The following is a 14,613-nucleotide window of genomic DNA, read 5'->3' as shown; positions in this document are numbered from 1 at the left end:
GCCGCCGGGGTTACGCCTGCAGCTGTCCGTCGACAATGGATAGCTGGCGAAAGCCCTGGCCATCGCGGACGACGAACAGCGCATCCATGCCGCGCGCCTGAGCCAGTTCCGGCCCGGCCACTTCACCCAGCACCAGCAATGCCGTCGCCCAGGCATCGGCGAGCATGCAGCTGGATGCCAGCACCGTTACCGCCGCGAGTTTGTTGCAGGCAGGCGCGCCCAACGCGGGATGCATGCTGTGGGCATAGTGCTGATCGGCAATCTCGACCCAGTGACGATAATCACCCGAGGTGGCGATGGCGACATCGCTGAGTTCCATCACGCCCATGACCTCGCGCACACCTCGTACCGGCCTCTCGACCGCAATCGCCCAGGGTTGCCCATCGGCTTTCAGGCCGCAGGCGCGCATTTCGCCATCGATCCCGACCAGATAACGGCTGATTCCCCAGCCCTCGAGACAGCGGGCCAGTTGGTCGACGCCAAAGCCTTTGGCGATGCCTGACAGGTCCAGCGTGACGGTGGCGCGCTTACGCACCCGGTTGTGTACTTGATCGATATCCAGCAGCTCTGTCACCGGCCGCCGGCGCCGCTGTGCCGGTAAATCGGTCGGCACTTGCCTGCCGGGGCCAAAGCCCCAGCTATTGACCAGGTCGCCTACGCCGATATCGAACGCACCATTGGACTGACGGCCGATGCGCAACGCCGTCGCCAGCACGCCGAGCAGTTCTTTCGGGATGTCCAGCCATTGCTGCTCGGGCGTGGCGTTAAGCCGGCTCAGATCCGAATCGGCTTTCCAGGTCGACATCTGCCGATCCACCCGATCCACGGCGGCGAACAGGCTGGCAGCGATGGCGGGCTCGTCCAGCCCCGGCGCGGCGAAGAATACGGCGCTGTAACGCGTGCCCATGGTCGCGCCGTTGAGGCTGTAACGCTGCAACGCGGCAGCCGTGCTGTGCGGGGTTTCAGTAGACATCTTCACGGTAACGTCCCTGCGCTTTGAGCGTCAGCACATTGAGGTTGAGCGGTAGCAACACCTGATCCAGTGCCTGCATCACGCTCTTCGCCATCTCGCGGCTGCCACAGACCAGGATCTGGGCGCCTTTTTCAATCAGCCGGCGCAGCTGCAAGGCATCGCCAAGGATCCGGTCCTGCACATAACTGCAGTCATCGACCCGCGAAAATGCCGCATTCAACCGGGTCAGCCGACGATCCGCCAGGTAGTCGTTGAGTTCTGGCTCATAGAGAAAATCGGAAGCCGGATTGCGCCCGCCCCAGTACAGGTGCATCGGATGCCTGGCGCGGTTGTTGCGGATAAAGCCGGCCAGGGGCCCGATCCCCGTGCCGGCGCCAATCAGGATCACCGGGGCTTTACCCGACGCCGGACGGAAATCCGGGTTGGGCTGGATAAAGGCGTCCATCCTGGCGCCGAGCGGCATGTCATGCAGAAACCCGGAACACAGGCCATTGGGGTGCTTGCGCACACAGATTTCCAGCACCCCGTCACGCGAACCACTGGCCAGCGAATAGAAACGCGGTACCGGACTGCCCGGCGGCACTATGCCAAGCAGATCGCCGGCCTCGAAATGGCTCAGGCGATTAGCCCCGAGCATGCGCTTCAGCCAGCCGACATCACCCGCCGGCGCAGCCGCCTTGAAGCGCAACACACTGGTAGGCGCTTGCACCTGCTCGCCATACTCGACCCGTTCCACCAGTTGCCAGGACTGGCAACGCGGACGTGTGGCCGTGTGTACCAGAGCCAGCTCCTGGCCGAGCAACTGGCCGACGGCATGGCCCCAGCGGGCAAACTCCTGAGTGGATTGGCGATCGATGGTCTCGAGCGCCAGCAAGCGCGACCAGCCCCGCTCAAGCAGAGCCGTTTCAGTCACCTTGGCGAACTGACAGAACTGCGGGAACTGCCGATCGCCAAAGCCCAGCACGGCGAAACCTGCCCCAGGCCGAACCCTGGTCTTGGCCAGCCGCGCCAGAAATTGCCGGGCCGAAGCCGGCGCATCGCCATCGCCATAGGTGGCCGTGAGGATGAACAGGCGTTGTGCATGGCGGTATTCACTCGCCAACTGGTTCATTGCCGCCGTGTGCACGCGCAAGCCAGCCTGGTGCAGGGCGTCATGCAGGGTTTTCGCAAAGCCCCAGGTGCTGTTGCTTTCACTGCCAACCAGAATCACCGTGTCGGCCAATTGCGCGGCGCAGTTATTGGCCAGCCGCGGCATGGCCTGGCGGCGTAGCCACCAGAGCCGCGCGCCGGTGACGCTCATCAGGGGCACGCCCAGCGCGCATACACCCAGCAGCAGACCGAGCCACCAGAGCCCTTCCCCGGTGTGCAACTGGTAGATCAACTCATAGGTGCGACGCGCGGCATCATGCGCCTGGTAGGACAGCAGCGCACCAGTGGCCTGATCGACATAGCCATCGCCCTGGGCGGTACGCAGCGAATAGACATCGCTGGAATCGTTTGGATTGGGGTACACCAGCTCGCGCAGGTCATTCAAATCGGTAGCCCGCAGCGCCGCCAGGCTTGCCACCGAAGCAGCCGGACCAGCGTCCACTGCTTGCGGAAACTCGGGTTCACGCTGCATGCCATCGGCAATCAGGCCGAAGGTCGCCGCCGACATATAGATCCCGCTCAGTGCGGACAGCAGCAGGCCCAACACCACCAGACGGCCAACTTCGGCATGCCAGCGCTGGCTGAAACCGCCACGCAATGGACGCAGCAGCTGGCGCCAGCCGCCCAGACGCTTGGCCAGCAAGGCGGCCCCGGTGACCGACAACAGCAGCATGAGCAAAGCGGCAACGCCCGAGATCGCACGCCCCGGGGTATCGAGCAACAACGAGCGATGCAACTCTTTCACCCAGGGCAAGAAATCCGCCGGGGCATAGGCGCCGATACCTTGCCCTGTGCGCGGGTCAATGCGTGCGGCACCGGCTTGGCCGTTCTCGCTGTAATAAACGGTGAGCGTGCCGGAGGGGCTACGCTGCAGTTGCTCGGCTCCCGGATAGTGCTGCGCCACCCGCCCCGCCAACTCGGCGACGCTGATCTGACCGGCGGCAGGCACGCTGGCGTCTAGTCGTTCCAGCGCCGGATTGACCGACAGCACTGCACCACTGAGCGCCAGTACCATGACCAGCAGAGCGGCAAGCAGACCGGGCAGTGAATGAAGCTGGCGTAGCATGGCGTACCTCCTCTGGTTGGCCTTACAGGTCGTAGCTGAAGGAGTCGATATAGCCGCTGCCGCTGGCTGGCTTGCCGGCGCCCTGAGTGGTAAGCGGCACTTTTACCTCGGCGCGGTTATCGCGTTTGTCCTCGACCGCACTGTCCACGCGTATTTCATAACCGGCATCGATCAGCGCATCGGCCAGCTCAACCGTCACTGTCAGGGTCTGCCCACTGCCAACGCTGGCACCGGTGACACCATCGAATTCGCTGGCGTTCAAGCCGCTGCCACGCGCCCAATCGCGCAGATGCTTGTAATACTTGGCCTTCTTGCCGGCGACCCAGAGCGTGCTCTGGTACTGGCCATTGCCATCGGTGAGGTAAAACGCCAGGTAGGCGTCGTCACCTCGATAGCTCTTCAGCTCGGTGGTCAAGGTCACTTCACGTGCCTGGGCAAAGCCTGGCAGCGCAATGGCGCCAGCCAGACAAACGGCGGCCGCAATCTTTTTCATGGCATAGGGTTTCATCGTGGATCTCCGGCTCAATGGTTATGGCCCGTACCCTAGCGCCGAGAGCTGACAGCAAGCTGAACGCGCTGACGCAAGTTTCGTAGGCGGGTCACTGGGTCTACTGACTGCTCTGCAGGTATTCGGAGGCATCGCCGTCGGGCCTGAAGTCAATTTCCAGGGTGCGAATCGACAACGAGGCGGGGGCGAATTTGGCCTCGAACCTGTTACCCCAACGATCGACCCCACGGACCTCGTAACAGCCGTCGTCGACCTTGATCCGTTGCACGGTCCAGCCGTACTGCGCGACCTGTTGGCGCAGTACTTCGCGCGGTTGCCAGTCGGCTACCGGATCCACACAATCGTCGCTGGCCAACACGTTGCCGCTCACCAGCGTACCGAGTAGCGCGGCACTGACATAAAACGCAGCGTTCATGATGTTTCCTCCTGCCTGGGCATGTGTGGCATACCCTAGCGTGACTTCCTGACGGCAACCTGAAGGGCCACCCTTCAGGTTGCCGTCAGGTACAACCGTTAATCTGCAGGCCAGCAACTGAGCACAAGAGGTGTGGACATGCGGGTATTGCTGATCGAGGACTCGGTGGGTCTGGGCGAAGCTGTGCGCGAACAGATTGCCGATGACGGTCATGCGGTGGATTGGGTGCAACGCCTCGCGCATGCCGAAGCGAGCGTACGCACGACCGCCTATGACCTGATCTTGCTCGATCTGATGCTGCCGGACGGGCGTGGCCTGGACTTTCTGCACCAACGCCGCAGCGCTGGCGATGCCACCCCGGTGATCATCCTCACGGCCCGGGATCAGATCTCCGACCGGATTGCCGGCTTGAATGCCGGGGCCGACGATTACCTGGTCAAACCCTTCGACCTGTTCGAACTGTCCGCACGGGTTGCCGCAGTGGCACGCCGCTACAGTGGCAACCCCAACCCGCAGATGCAGCTGGGTGAACTGCGCATCGACCTGTCTGCCCGCAGCATTGTGCGCGCCGGCACTGGCGTGGATCTGACCGCGCGCGAGTGGGCATTGCTCGAAGCCTTTATCCAGCGTCCCGGCGCCCTGCTGTCGAGATCGCAGCTTGAAGAACGCCTGTATGCGTTCGGCGCCGAGATCGAGAGCAATACCATCGAGGTGTACATCAGCCGCCTGCGCAAGAAACTGGGCCGCGAGCTGATCGAAACCGTGCGTGGCATGGGCTATCGGCTGGGGTCGAAATGAAACCTGCCGCCAGTCTGCAAAAACGTCTGGGCCTGGGCCTGACCCTGGGCATTAGCGTGCTCTGGCTGATCGCCACGGCAATCGCCGGAGTGGTTGTGCAACATGAGTTGAATGAGGCCTTCGACAGTGCCCTGGAGGAAACCGCGCAGCGGATTCTGCCCCTGGCCGTACTCGAGATTGTCAACCGTGAGGAACCCCGCGCGCTGCAGCATATTGCCTCACTGCAAGCGCACAACGAGTACCTGACTTATCTGGTGCGCGATAACCACGGCAATACCCTGCTGCAGTCCCATGATGCCGATCCGGCAATATTCAATGCGCAGCCGCTCGAAGGCTTTACCACTAGCGCCACGCATCGCCTGTATGCCGCCAGCGCGCTGCGCGAAACCGTATTCATCGAGGTCGCCGAGCCGCTGGCGCATCGCCGCGAAGCGGCCTGGGAAACATCCCTGGCACTGCTGCTGCCACTGCTGCTGTTGATTCCGCTCAGCCTGCTCGGCACCTGGCTATGGGTGCGCCTGAGCCTGCGCACCGTGCTGGCCTATCGGCGCGCCATCGAGACCCGCGGGGCCGGCGATCTATCCCCGATCAAAGCGGCGCAATTACCCGCCGAGATCAATCCGCTGGCGGATGCCGTCAATCACCTGATGGAGCGACTGCGCCGGGCACTGGATGCCGAGCGCAGCTTTACCGCCAACAGTGCCCATGAATTGCGCACTCCGCTGGCGTCGACCCTGGCTCAAGTCCAGCGCCTGCGCCGCGAAGCCCCCGACGGCCCGCTGCAAGAGCGAGCGGCGCAGATCGAGACGTCACTGCGCGAACTGGCACGGCTTTCGGAAAAGCTCATGCAACTGGCCAAAGCCGAAGGCGGCGGCCTGCTGTCCGAGACGCCGCAAGATCTGCTGCCGCTGCTCGTGCATGTTGTCGATGACCTGCGCCGCACGGCAGACGTGCCTCTGCACCTGCAGTTGCCGCGCATGGAGGCGGTGCTCGTGACAATCGATCCGGATGCCTTCGCCATTCTGCTGCGCAACCTGATCGAGAACGCCATGAAACATGGCGCAAGCAGTCAGGCTATCGAGGTGAGTCTGTCCAGCACCGCCCTGCTACGGGTGGTGAATGCAGGCCCGGTGGTTCCCCCGGCACTGCTGGCGCAACTGAGTGGCCGTTTCGTGCGCGGCAACAGCCAGGCCGAAGGATCGGGACTTGGTCTGGCGATTGCCAAGACTATCGCCCAGGGGGTGGGCGCCAGCCTGCTGTTTGCTTCGCCGGCACCCGGTAAACCCGACGGCTTTGCCGTCAGCGTGCAGTTTTTACCTGCTTGAATGCTGGCGCGCCCCACTATCTGCGGGCGCGCCAGCAAGCTCTCAGTCCTTGCTCAGCGCCACATCGACGATCTGCTGCGCCTCGCCAAGAATCCGCTGCAGGTGCGCCTGGTCGCGGTAGCTCTCGGCGTAGATCTTGTAGATGTCCTCGGTACCCGAGGGTCGCGCGGCGAACCAGCCGCCGTCGCTGATCACCTTGATCCCGCCAATCGGCGCGCCGTTGCCCGGGGCCTTGTCGAGCACCTGAGTGATGGTATCGCCGGCCAGCTGGGTGCTGCGCACCTGCTCCGGCGCGAGTTGGCTGAGGGCTTTTTTCTGCACGGGGGTGGCCGGCGCATCGACGCGGTCGGCCACTATCGCGCCGAACTCCTCGGTCAGGCCGCGATACAGTTCACCGGGATCGCGACCGCGACTGGCAGTCATTTCCGCCGCCAGCAGGGCCAGCGCCATACCGTCCTTGTCGGTGGTCCAGACGCTACCGTCGCGGCGCAAGAACGTGGCGCCGGCGCTTTCCTCACCGGCGAAGCCCAGGGAACCGTCGAACAGGCCGCCGGCAAACCACTTGAAGCCGACCGGCACCTCCAGCATGGGCCGGCCCAGACGGGCACTGACCCGATCGATCATGGCGCTGCTGACCAGGGTCTTGCCCACCGCCGCCGTGGCGCTCCACTGCGGGCGATGCTGGAACAGGTAATCGATGGCCACGCTGAGAAAGTGGTTGGCCGGCAGCAAGCCGACACTGGGCGCGACTATGCCGTGGCGGTCGTAATCGGTGTCGCAGGCAAAGGCGATGTCATAGCCATCCTTGAGGCCGATCAGCCGTTGCATGGCATGGCTCGACGAGGGGTCCATGCGGATCTGGCCGTCCCAGTCCAGGCTCATGAAGGCGAACTGCGGGTCAATGACCTGGCTGACCACCTGCAGATCGAGCCGGTACCGCTCGGCGATGCGCGACCAGTAATGCACGCCCGCGCCGCCCAGCGGATCGACACCCATACGCAGGCCGGCGGCGCGGATAACCTCGAAATCGATCACGCTGCCCAGGTCACCGACATAGGCCGCCAGGTAATCGTGCTCATGGGTAGTCGCCGCCTGGCGCGCCTGGGCCAGCGGCATGCGCTTGACCGCCTTGAGGCCGCCTTCGAGCAAGGCATTGGCGCGGTTCTGCACCCAGTTGGTGATGTCGCTGTCGGCCGGGCCACCATTGCACGGGTTGTATTTGAAGCCGCCGCTGTCCGGCGGGTTGTGCGACGGGGTGATCACGATGCCGTCGGCCAGGCCCGTGCTGCGGCCCCGGTTGTGCACCAGGATGGCGTGGGAGATCGCCGGGGTCGGGGTGAACTCGCCGCCGGCGGAAATCATGGTCTGCACGCCATTGGCGGCCAGCACTTCCAGCGCCGTGTCCAGCGCCGGTTGCGACAAGGCATGGCTGTCCGCGCCGATATACAGCGGACCATCGATGCCCTGCGCTTCACGGTAATCGCAGATCGCCTGGCTGATGGCGAGCACGTGCCACTGGTTGAAACTGGATGCCAACGAACTGCCGCGATGCCCCGAGGTGCCGAAGGCCACGCGCTGGGCGGCCACGCCGGGATCGGGCTGCAGGTCGAAGTAGGCAGCCAGCAGTTGTTCGATATCGACCAGCATCTTTGCAGGCGCCGGCTTGCCGGCCAATGGATGGATGCGTGAACTCAAAATTGTCTCCCTGAATAATCTGTACAGGCTGCTAGTGTCACGGCAACGTTGAAATGTCGGTTAATCGTGGTCTTACCCATGTACCGCGATCCCCTGTAGGGTGGGTTAGGCGCATGCTACCGATAGCGATGAACCAGCAAGATCCGTTGCGCCGTAACCCACCATTGGCGCAACGCAGGCATATCGCCTGGTGGGTTACGCGGCGCGCCACGATAGCGGTGTCTGATCATTCGGAGGTTGGCGCCGCTAACCCACCCTACAGTGACCCGACATTTTAGGATTGACACGATCCTAGCCTAACAGGCGCCGGCACAATCGCCGATCGCCCCGCCGCAGCTCACTCCGTCTTGCCCAGCCAGCGCCACTGGCGAATCTCCGGCAGATCTTCGCCGTGTTCCTCGATATAGCGGCGATGCTCCAGCAGCTTGGCGTCGACCAACTGCCGGGCTGCGGCGGCCTGCCCAGCCAGTTGCGGCAGGCGCGCGACCACCTCGGCAAACAGGTGGAAACGGTCCAGCTGATTGAGCACCACCATGTCGAACGGCGTGGTGGTGGTGCCCTCCTCATTGAAGCCGCGCACATGCAGGTTGGCGTGATTGCGTCGGCGGTAGGTCAGCCGGTGGATCAGTGCCGGGTAGCCATGATAGGCGAAGATGATCGGTTTATCCGTGGTGAACAGCCCATCGAAGTCGGCGTCGGCCAAGCCATGCGGATGTTCGCTGGCCGGCTGCAGACGCATCAGGTCGACCACATTGATCAGCCGCACCTTGAGCGCGGGGAAATGTTCCCAGAGCAACTGCACCGCCGCCAGGGCTTCCAGAGTCGGCACATCGCCGGCGCAGGCCAACACCACATCGGGCTCGCCGCCCTGCTCATTGCTGGCCCACGACCACACGCCGATGCCGGCGCGGCAATGGGCGATGGCGGCGTCCATGTCCAGCCACTGCGCCTCGGGCTGCTTGCCGGCGACCACCACGTTGATGTAGTTGCGGCTGCGCAGGCAGTGGTCGGTGACCGACAGCAGGCAATTGGCATCGGCCGGCAGGTAGACCCGCACGATCTCGGCCTTCTTGTTCAGCACATGGTCGATAAAGCCCGGATCCTGATGGCTGGAGCCGTTGTGATCCTGGCGCCAGACGTGCGACGACAGCAGGTAGTTGAGCGAGGCTATCGGCTGCCGCCAGGCAATCTGGTTGGCATTTTTCAGCCATTTGGCGTGCTGGTTGAACATCGAGTCGATGATATGGATAAAGGCTTCGTAGCAGGAGAAGAAACCGTGGCGCCCGCTCAGCAGATAGCCTTCCAGCCAGCCCTGGCACTGGTGCTCGCTGAGCATCTCCATCACCCGCCCGGTAGGCGCAAGCTTGTCGTCGTAGTCGAACTGCTCGGCCATCCAGCTGCGCGGGGTGACATCGAGCACGTCCTGCCAGCGGTTGGAGTTGTTCTCGTCGGGGCTGAACAGGCGGAAGTTGTTACTCGCCAGATTGAGCCGCATCACATCGCGCAAGAACCGCCCCATCACCCGCGTGGCCTCGGCCTTGACCGCGCCGGGGCGCTCCAGCGCCACGCCATAGTCGCGTATGTCCGGCAGCTGCAACTCACGCAATAACACACCGCCATTGGCGTGCGGGTTGGCGCCCATGCGCAGCTTGCCCTGGGGCGCCAGCTCGGCCAGTTCGGCCAGCAGCTTGCCGCTTGCATCGAACAGCTCCTCGGGGCGATAGCTGCGCATCCAGGTATCGAGAATCTGCACATGCCCCGGCTTGCTCATCTCGCCCATCGGCACCTGGTGCGCGCGAAAGGTGCCCTCGACCGCCTGCCCATCGACCTCCGCCGGGCCGGTCCAGCCTTTCGGCGAACGCAGGATTATCATCGGCCAGCGTGGCCGCGTAGTAACGCCGTTGACCCGCGCCTCATGCTGGATGCGCTGGATGTCGGCCACTGCAGCGTCCAGGGTGGCCGCCATCAACTGGTGCATGCTCGCGGGATCGTCGCCCTCGACGAAATACGGCGCATAACCGTAGCCGTAGAACAGCGCATACAGCTCGTCATGCGGAATCCGCGCGAGGATGGCCGGGCTGGCGATCTTGTAGCCGTTCAGATGCAGAATCGGCAGCACCGCACCGTCCTGCGCCGGGTTGAGAAACTTGTTGGAATGCCAGCTGGTGGCCAGCGCGCCGGTTTCCGCCTCGCCATCGCCAACCACGCAGGCCACCAGCAAATCCGGGTTATCGAAGGCCGCACCGAAGGCATGGGACAACGAATAGCCCAGCTCCCCGCCTTCGTGGAGCGACCCAGGGGTTTCTGCGGCCACGTGGCTGGGAATCCCGCCCGGAAAGGAAAACTGCTTGAACAACCGCTGCATGCCCTGCTCGTCCTGGGAGATGTGCGGATACACCTCGCTGTAGCTGCCTTCCAGATAGGTATTGGCCACCAGCGCCGGGCCACCGTGTCCAGGCCCGGCGACATACAGCACGTTCAACTCGTGCTGTTTGATCAGCCGATTGAGGTGCACATAGATGAAGTTCAAGCCCGGCGTGGTACCCCAATGACCGAGCAAGCGTGGCTTGACGTGGGCGAGGGTCAGCGGCTGCTTGAGCAGTGGATTGGCATACAGGTAGATCTGCCCGACCGCCAGGTAATTGCTGGCGGCCCAGTAGGCGTTGAGCTTGCGCAGCTGCTCGGGCGAAAGTGGCGCGGGGTTGAGCGGGGTCTGTTGGCTGAGCATGGCGGCTGATCCTTGGCGAGTAGCGGAGCGCACACAAGACCCAGGTTCGGCCTCCGGCGGAAGAGTTGGCGGTTGGCGACGTTTGCTCGACAGACCGCAACAGGCGCAGCGCTCGCCGGCTAATGACGGCAAGCCCTGCCGGGCGACTGCAGCTCGATGGTAACCCAGTCTGCCGCTACGCCCGGGACTTGTCTGTCCGCTGCCCCGCTTAACCCCATTCCGCCAGCACTATCACCTGCCTGACGACGAGCGCAGCGCGCACTGGCGCATTTTCTCGTTTATTGCCCACATGGGTGCGCTAGCGAACGGACGCCACTCTCGTTATTTCTCATTCTTTCCACGTCGCATCAGTCAATGCGTTTCCCTAACAGCAGAACGCCTGGGGAAGTGAACGGGTTCCGGGAACAACGACTCTGCACCCCGCGGCATCGAGCTTCGATGCCGCTTAAAACTGTGGAGAACAGCATGCTCCCCTATCCGCGTACGTTGGCATTCACATCGGCTATCGCCATTGCCGTAGTCGCCATGAGCGGCGCAGACAGGTCGTCCCAGCAGACCACCGACGCCCGGCAGGAAACCCAAATCTGGCGGGCCTATGCGCAAAGCCAATACCTGCGTGCCAACACCCTCGAAGTGGCCGTAGTCAACGGCAAAGCCACGCTCACCGGCAAGGTCGAAGGACAGCTCAGCAAAAATCTGGCCAAGCTCATAGCACTAGGCGTCGAGGGTGTGGTCGAAGTGGATAACCAGATCGTTGCGCACACCGAAGCCCCATTGCCGAAACCAGCTGACCGCTCCGACAAACCGGCGTATTTCGCCGAACATGCGTGGCGCGGCAGCTGGAACGGTAATCTCGACGAATCGGCTATTTCCCCCGCCCATAAAGCTGTCGATCCCGGGCCGCCGGGCAACCGCACTAACAGCGGCTGGCTGAGCGGCGGCGCAGATAACCCCGAGCAGCGGACTCCAGCCTTTGGCCGTGCGCAAAGTAGAGATGAAGCCAACAGCGTCAATCGGGAGGGATTCAAGTTTTAACTCGGTGACAGCCCGCAAGCTCTGGTTCTAAAGGATGCAGGCAGCCATTTGGTCTGGCCTTATGCGTTATTCAAAAGGAGTGAATGTGCGACATGGCCAATCGAATACTGATCATCACCGCTGATGCCGAAGATGCCGCGATTCTGCAGAACGTTCTGAACAAGGCCAAAGACGGCCCATTCATCCTCGAATGGCAGCAAAACCTGGCCGATGCCCTGGCGAGCCTGAAGACCGGCTGCATCGATGCGATCCTGAGCGACTTGTCACTACCCGACAGTCAAGGCATCGAGACCTTCGACCAGCTGTTCGCCTGCGCCCCACAGACGCCGATCATGACGCTGAGTGAAGCCGATGACGAGGAACTGGCCATCGAAGCCGTAGAGCGTGGCGCGCAGGGCTATCTGTCGAAAGGCCACTTTGGCAGTTATCTGGTGCCCCAATCACTGCGCAACATCATTCAGCGCAAAGCGGTTGAGGAAAGCGTTTTCCTGGAAAAGGCCCGGGCCGAAATCACCCTCAACTCGATCAGCGACGCGGTGATCGGCACCGATATGGCGGGCAATGTCGACTACCTGAATGTGGCGGCAGAGGCAATCACCGGATGGTCGCGCGAAGACGCCCGCGGTCGCCCCATCGCCGAGGTGATGCAGATCATCAGCGGCACCACACGCGAGCCGCTGGCCAACCCGATCGAGTCGGTGCTGTTGCACAACCAAGCGAAGTTCTTGGCGGCGGGCGCGATACTGGTCAAACGCAGCGGCAGCGAGGCGGCGATCGAAGACTCCGCCGCGCCGATTCACGACTCCAGCGGCCAGATCAGGGGCGCTGTGATCGTGTTTCATGACACCACTGCCGCCCAGGCGATGACCATGAAGATGGCCCACCTGGCGCAACACGACTTCTTGACCAACCTGCCCAACCGCGTCCTGCTCAACGACCGTATCGCTCAAGCGATCAGCCTGGCCGAGCGCCAGGGCACGTCGCTGGCCGTACTGTTCCTCGATCTGGACAATTTCAAGCACATCAATGATTCGCTCGGCCATGCCGTTGGCGACCAATTGCTGCAATCGGTCACGCGCTGTCTGTCTACGTGCGTGCGCAATTCCGACACGGTGAGCCGCCAGGGTGGCGATGAGTTCGTGGTGCTGCTTTCCGAAGCGCATGACGCACAGGACTCGGCCTTGACCGCGGAAAAAATCCTCGCCGCGCTGACCAGCCCCCATGCCATTGGTCAGCATGAGCTGCATATCACCACCAGCATCGGCATCAGCATCTACCCGGCCGATGGTCGGGACGCGGAAACCCTGATCAAGAATGCCGACACTGCGATGTACCAGGCCAAGGACAGGGGGCGCAACAACTACCAGTTCTTCACCCAGGACATGAATGTGCGGGCGGTCGAGCGGCAACTCATCGAAAGCCATTTGCACCATGCGCTGGAGCGGCAGCAATTCGTCCTGCATTTCCAGCCAAAAATCAATCTGAGCAGCGGCGCCATTACCGGTGCCGAGGCACTGTTGCGCTGGCGGCATCCGCGATGGGGCCTGGTACCGCCCGCCCGCTTTATCTCGATTGCAGAGGATTGCGGGCTGATCGTGCCGATTGGTCGCTGGGTGTTGCGCGAAGCATGTGCCCAAGCAAAGCTCTGGCAAAACGCCAGCGCAGAACCGACCACGGTTGCAGTCAACATCTCTGCCCAGGAGTTTCGTCACCGGGACTTCATCGCGGGGGTTCGCGCCATCTTGAGCGAAAGCGGATTGGCGCCCGGCATCCTGCAACTGGAAGTGGCCGAGCGGGTGTTGATGCGCGACGCCAAGGCCAGTATCGAGATCCTTCACCAGCTCAAGGACATGGGCATACAGCTGGCGGTGGACGGCTTTGGCACCGGCTTTTCCAGCCTGAGTTACCTGAATCGGTTTCCCCTTGACACACTCAAGATCGACCGGTCGTTTGTCCAGGAAATCGGCAGCACCGATGGCACCGGCATCATTGTCCGCGCGGTGATCGCCATGGGTTCCAGTCTCAATCACCGGGTGATCGCTGAAGGTGTGGAGCAACAGTCGCAACTGGCATTTCTGCAAGAACAGTTATGCGAGGAAGGCCAAGGCTACTTTTTCAGCCGGCCGCTGGAGGTGGCACAATTCGCTGCCCTGCTGCAAACGGGTATCAGCCCTACGAGCTATAAATGATGGCCTTGAGCTCACCACGGCAGAGCTCTTCAATCTGCATGACCGTGACATTGCTACAGCCTGACCCCATGCAATCTACAGACAACCGCGCGGCCCTAACTCAACAACTGTGCGTAGTCATCGATGGCGGCGTCATAACACTCGCAGGAGGCGGCCTCCAGCCCTTTACGGTCGAGGATGCTGATCTCGCCACGGGTGTAGTGAATCAGGCCGCGCAGCTGCAAGGCACCTGCGGCGACGGTGACGCCACTTCTGCGCACCCCGAGCATGTCGGCCAGGTATTCGTGGGTAAGGTAGAAGTGATCGGCATGGGCGCGATCATGGGTCATCAGCAACCAGCGTGCCAGACGCGGTTCGATTTCATGGAAGTGGGTGCAGGCGGCGGTTTGCGACAGCTGCGCCATCAGGACATACAGATAGCGATTGAGTAGGCGTAGCAGCTCCGGGCACTCCTGCAGCTCGCGGCGAAAATCAGCCGCGCTGATCCGCAATGCCGTGCCAGTGCCCTGCACCACTGCCCGCATCGGCACGCTGTTCACGCCCAGAACCAGGGTCGCACCGAGCATGCCTTCATTGCCGATCAGGCCCATTTCCAGCGGCTGATGGTCACGCAGCGTGGTGACCAGCGAGATAAACCCGGTCAGCGGAAAGTACAGGTGGCGTAAGGTTTGCTCCGACTCACAGAGGATGCTGCCGAACACTAGATCGACCGGTTCGCAGCACGCCAAGATT

11 protein-coding genes are annotated in these 14,613 nt (G+C 62.7%); 4 read left to right on the top strand and 7 right to left on the bottom strand.

Annotation, left to right across the window (positions count from 1 at the left end):
• Positions 1–10: 10 nt before the first annotated feature.
• The 4 genes from R3355_RS14895 to R3355_RS14880 form a co-directional block, all read right to left on the bottom strand.
• Positions 11–973 carry an FAD:protein FMN transferase gene (locus R3355_RS14895; RefSeq protein WP_318961903.1) on the bottom strand — a complete coding sequence of 321 codons (963 nt, stop codon included), beginning with the start codon at positions 971–973 and terminating at the stop codon, positions 11–13.
• On the bottom strand, positions 963–3,188 hold the full coding sequence (locus tag R3355_RS14890) for a PepSY domain-containing protein (RefSeq protein ID WP_318961880.1): 2,226 nt from the start codon (positions 3,186–3,188) through the stop codon (positions 963–965). The genes R3355_RS14895 and R3355_RS14890 overlap by 11 nt, the downstream gene beginning before the upstream one ends.
• Positions 3,189–3,210: 22 nt before the next feature.
• Positions 3,211–3,681 (bottom strand): DUF2271 domain-containing protein, encoded by a 471-nt coding sequence (locus R3355_RS14885; protein WP_318961902.1) that lies wholly within the window; start codon positions 3,679–3,681, stop codon positions 3,211–3,213.
• A gap of 115 nt (positions 3,682–3,796) precedes the next feature.
• Positions 3,797–4,111, bottom strand: coding sequence for a PepSY domain-containing protein (locus tag R3355_RS14880; protein ID WP_318961879.1), 315 nt, complete (start codon positions 4,109–4,111; stop codon positions 3,797–3,799).
• A gap of 138 nt (positions 4,112–4,249) precedes the next feature.
• Between R3355_RS14880 and R3355_RS14875 the strand changes: the two genes are divergently transcribed.
• Positions 4,250–4,909, top strand: coding sequence for a response regulator transcription factor (locus R3355_RS14875; RefSeq protein ID WP_318961878.1), 660 nt, complete (start codon positions 4,250–4,252; stop codon positions 4,907–4,909).
• Positions 4,906–6,234 carry an ATP-binding protein gene (locus R3355_RS14870; RefSeq protein WP_318961877.1) on the top strand — a complete coding sequence of 443 codons (1,329 nt, stop codon included), beginning with the start codon at positions 4,906–4,908 and terminating at the stop codon, positions 6,232–6,234. The genes R3355_RS14875 and R3355_RS14870 overlap by 4 nt, the downstream gene beginning before the upstream one ends.
• A 42-nt stretch (positions 6,235–6,276) precedes the next feature.
• Here the strand turns inward: R3355_RS14870 and pgm are convergent, their stop codons facing one another.
• Positions 6,277–7,929, bottom strand: coding sequence for a phosphoglucomutase (alpha-D-glucose-1,6-bisphosphate-dependent) (gene pgm / locus R3355_RS14865; protein WP_318961876.1), 1,653 nt, complete (start codon positions 7,927–7,929; stop codon positions 6,277–6,279).
• Between the two features lie 337 nt (positions 7,930–8,266).
• Positions 8,267–10,657: a phosphoketolase family protein gene (locus tag R3355_RS14860; RefSeq protein WP_318961875.1), complete on the bottom strand. Its 2,391-nt coding sequence runs from the start codon at positions 10,655–10,657 to the stop codon at positions 8,267–8,269.
• Between the two features lie 465 nt (positions 10,658–11,122).
• Between R3355_RS14860 and R3355_RS14855 the strand changes: the two genes are divergently transcribed.
• Together R3355_RS14855 and R3355_RS14850 are read left to right on the top strand one after the other, a co-directional pair.
• Complete coding sequence (locus R3355_RS14855) at positions 11,123–11,692, top strand: BON domain-containing protein (protein WP_318961874.1); 570 nt, start codon at positions 11,123–11,125, stop codon at positions 11,690–11,692.
• A gap of 92 nt (positions 11,693–11,784) precedes the next feature.
• Positions 11,785–13,881, top strand: a complete 2,097-nt coding sequence (locus R3355_RS14850; protein ID WP_318946465.1) for a putative bifunctional diguanylate cyclase/phosphodiesterase — start codon at positions 11,785–11,787, stop codon at positions 13,879–13,881.
• A 95-nt stretch (positions 13,882–13,976) separates the two neighbouring features.
• Here R3355_RS14850 and R3355_RS14845 read toward each other — a convergent pair whose 3' ends face one another.
• Positions 13,977–14,609 (bottom strand): Crp/Fnr family transcriptional regulator, encoded by a 633-nt coding sequence (locus tag R3355_RS14845; protein ID WP_318961873.1) that lies wholly within the window; start codon positions 14,607–14,609, stop codon positions 13,977–13,979.
• Between the last annotated feature and the right edge of the window lie 4 nt (positions 14,610–14,613).

Source organism: Pseudomonas sp., assembly GCF_033723075.1.
Taxonomy (GTDB): Bacteria; Pseudomonadota; Gammaproteobacteria; order Pseudomonadales; family Pseudomonadaceae; genus Aquipseudomonas.
The sequence above is the reverse complement of the archived record's forward strand: the minus strand, read 5'-3'. Positions and strand labels throughout refer to the sequence as shown.

Bases quoted from the DNA above. Each gene is read 5' to 3' on its own strand.
- R3355_RS14855 (WP_318961874.1), top strand. From the start codon at position 11,123: ATGCTCCCCTATCCGCGTACGTTGGCATTCACATCGGCTATCGCCATT.
- R3355_RS14890 (WP_318961880.1), bottom strand. From the start codon at position 3,188: ATGCTACGCCAGCTTCATTCACTGCCCGGTCTGCTTGCCGCTCTGCTG.
- R3355_RS14895 (WP_318961903.1), bottom strand. From the start codon at position 973: ATGTCTACTGAAACCCCGCACAGCACGGCTGCCGCGTTGCAGCGTTAC.
- R3355_RS14880 (WP_318961879.1), bottom strand. From the start codon at position 4,111: ATGAACGCTGCGTTTTATGTCAGTGCCGCGCTACTCGGTACGCTGGTG.
- R3355_RS14875 (WP_318961878.1), top strand. From the start codon at position 4,250: ATGCGGGTATTGCTGATCGAGGACTCGGTGGGTCTGGGCGAAGCTGTG.
- R3355_RS14850 (WP_318946465.1), top strand. From the start codon at position 11,785: ATGGCCAATCGAATACTGATCATCACCGCTGATGCCGAAGATGCCGCG.
- R3355_RS14870 (WP_318961877.1), top strand. From the start codon at position 4,906: ATGAAACCTGCCGCCAGTCTGCAAAAACGTCTGGGCCTGGGCCTGACC.
- R3355_RS14885 (WP_318961902.1), bottom strand. From the start codon at position 3,681: ATGAAAAAGATTGCGGCCGCCGTTTGTCTGGCTGGCGCCATTGCGCTG.
- R3355_RS14860 (WP_318961875.1), bottom strand. From the start codon at position 10,657: ATGCTCAGCCAACAGACCCCGCTCAACCCCGCGCCACTTTCGCCCGAG.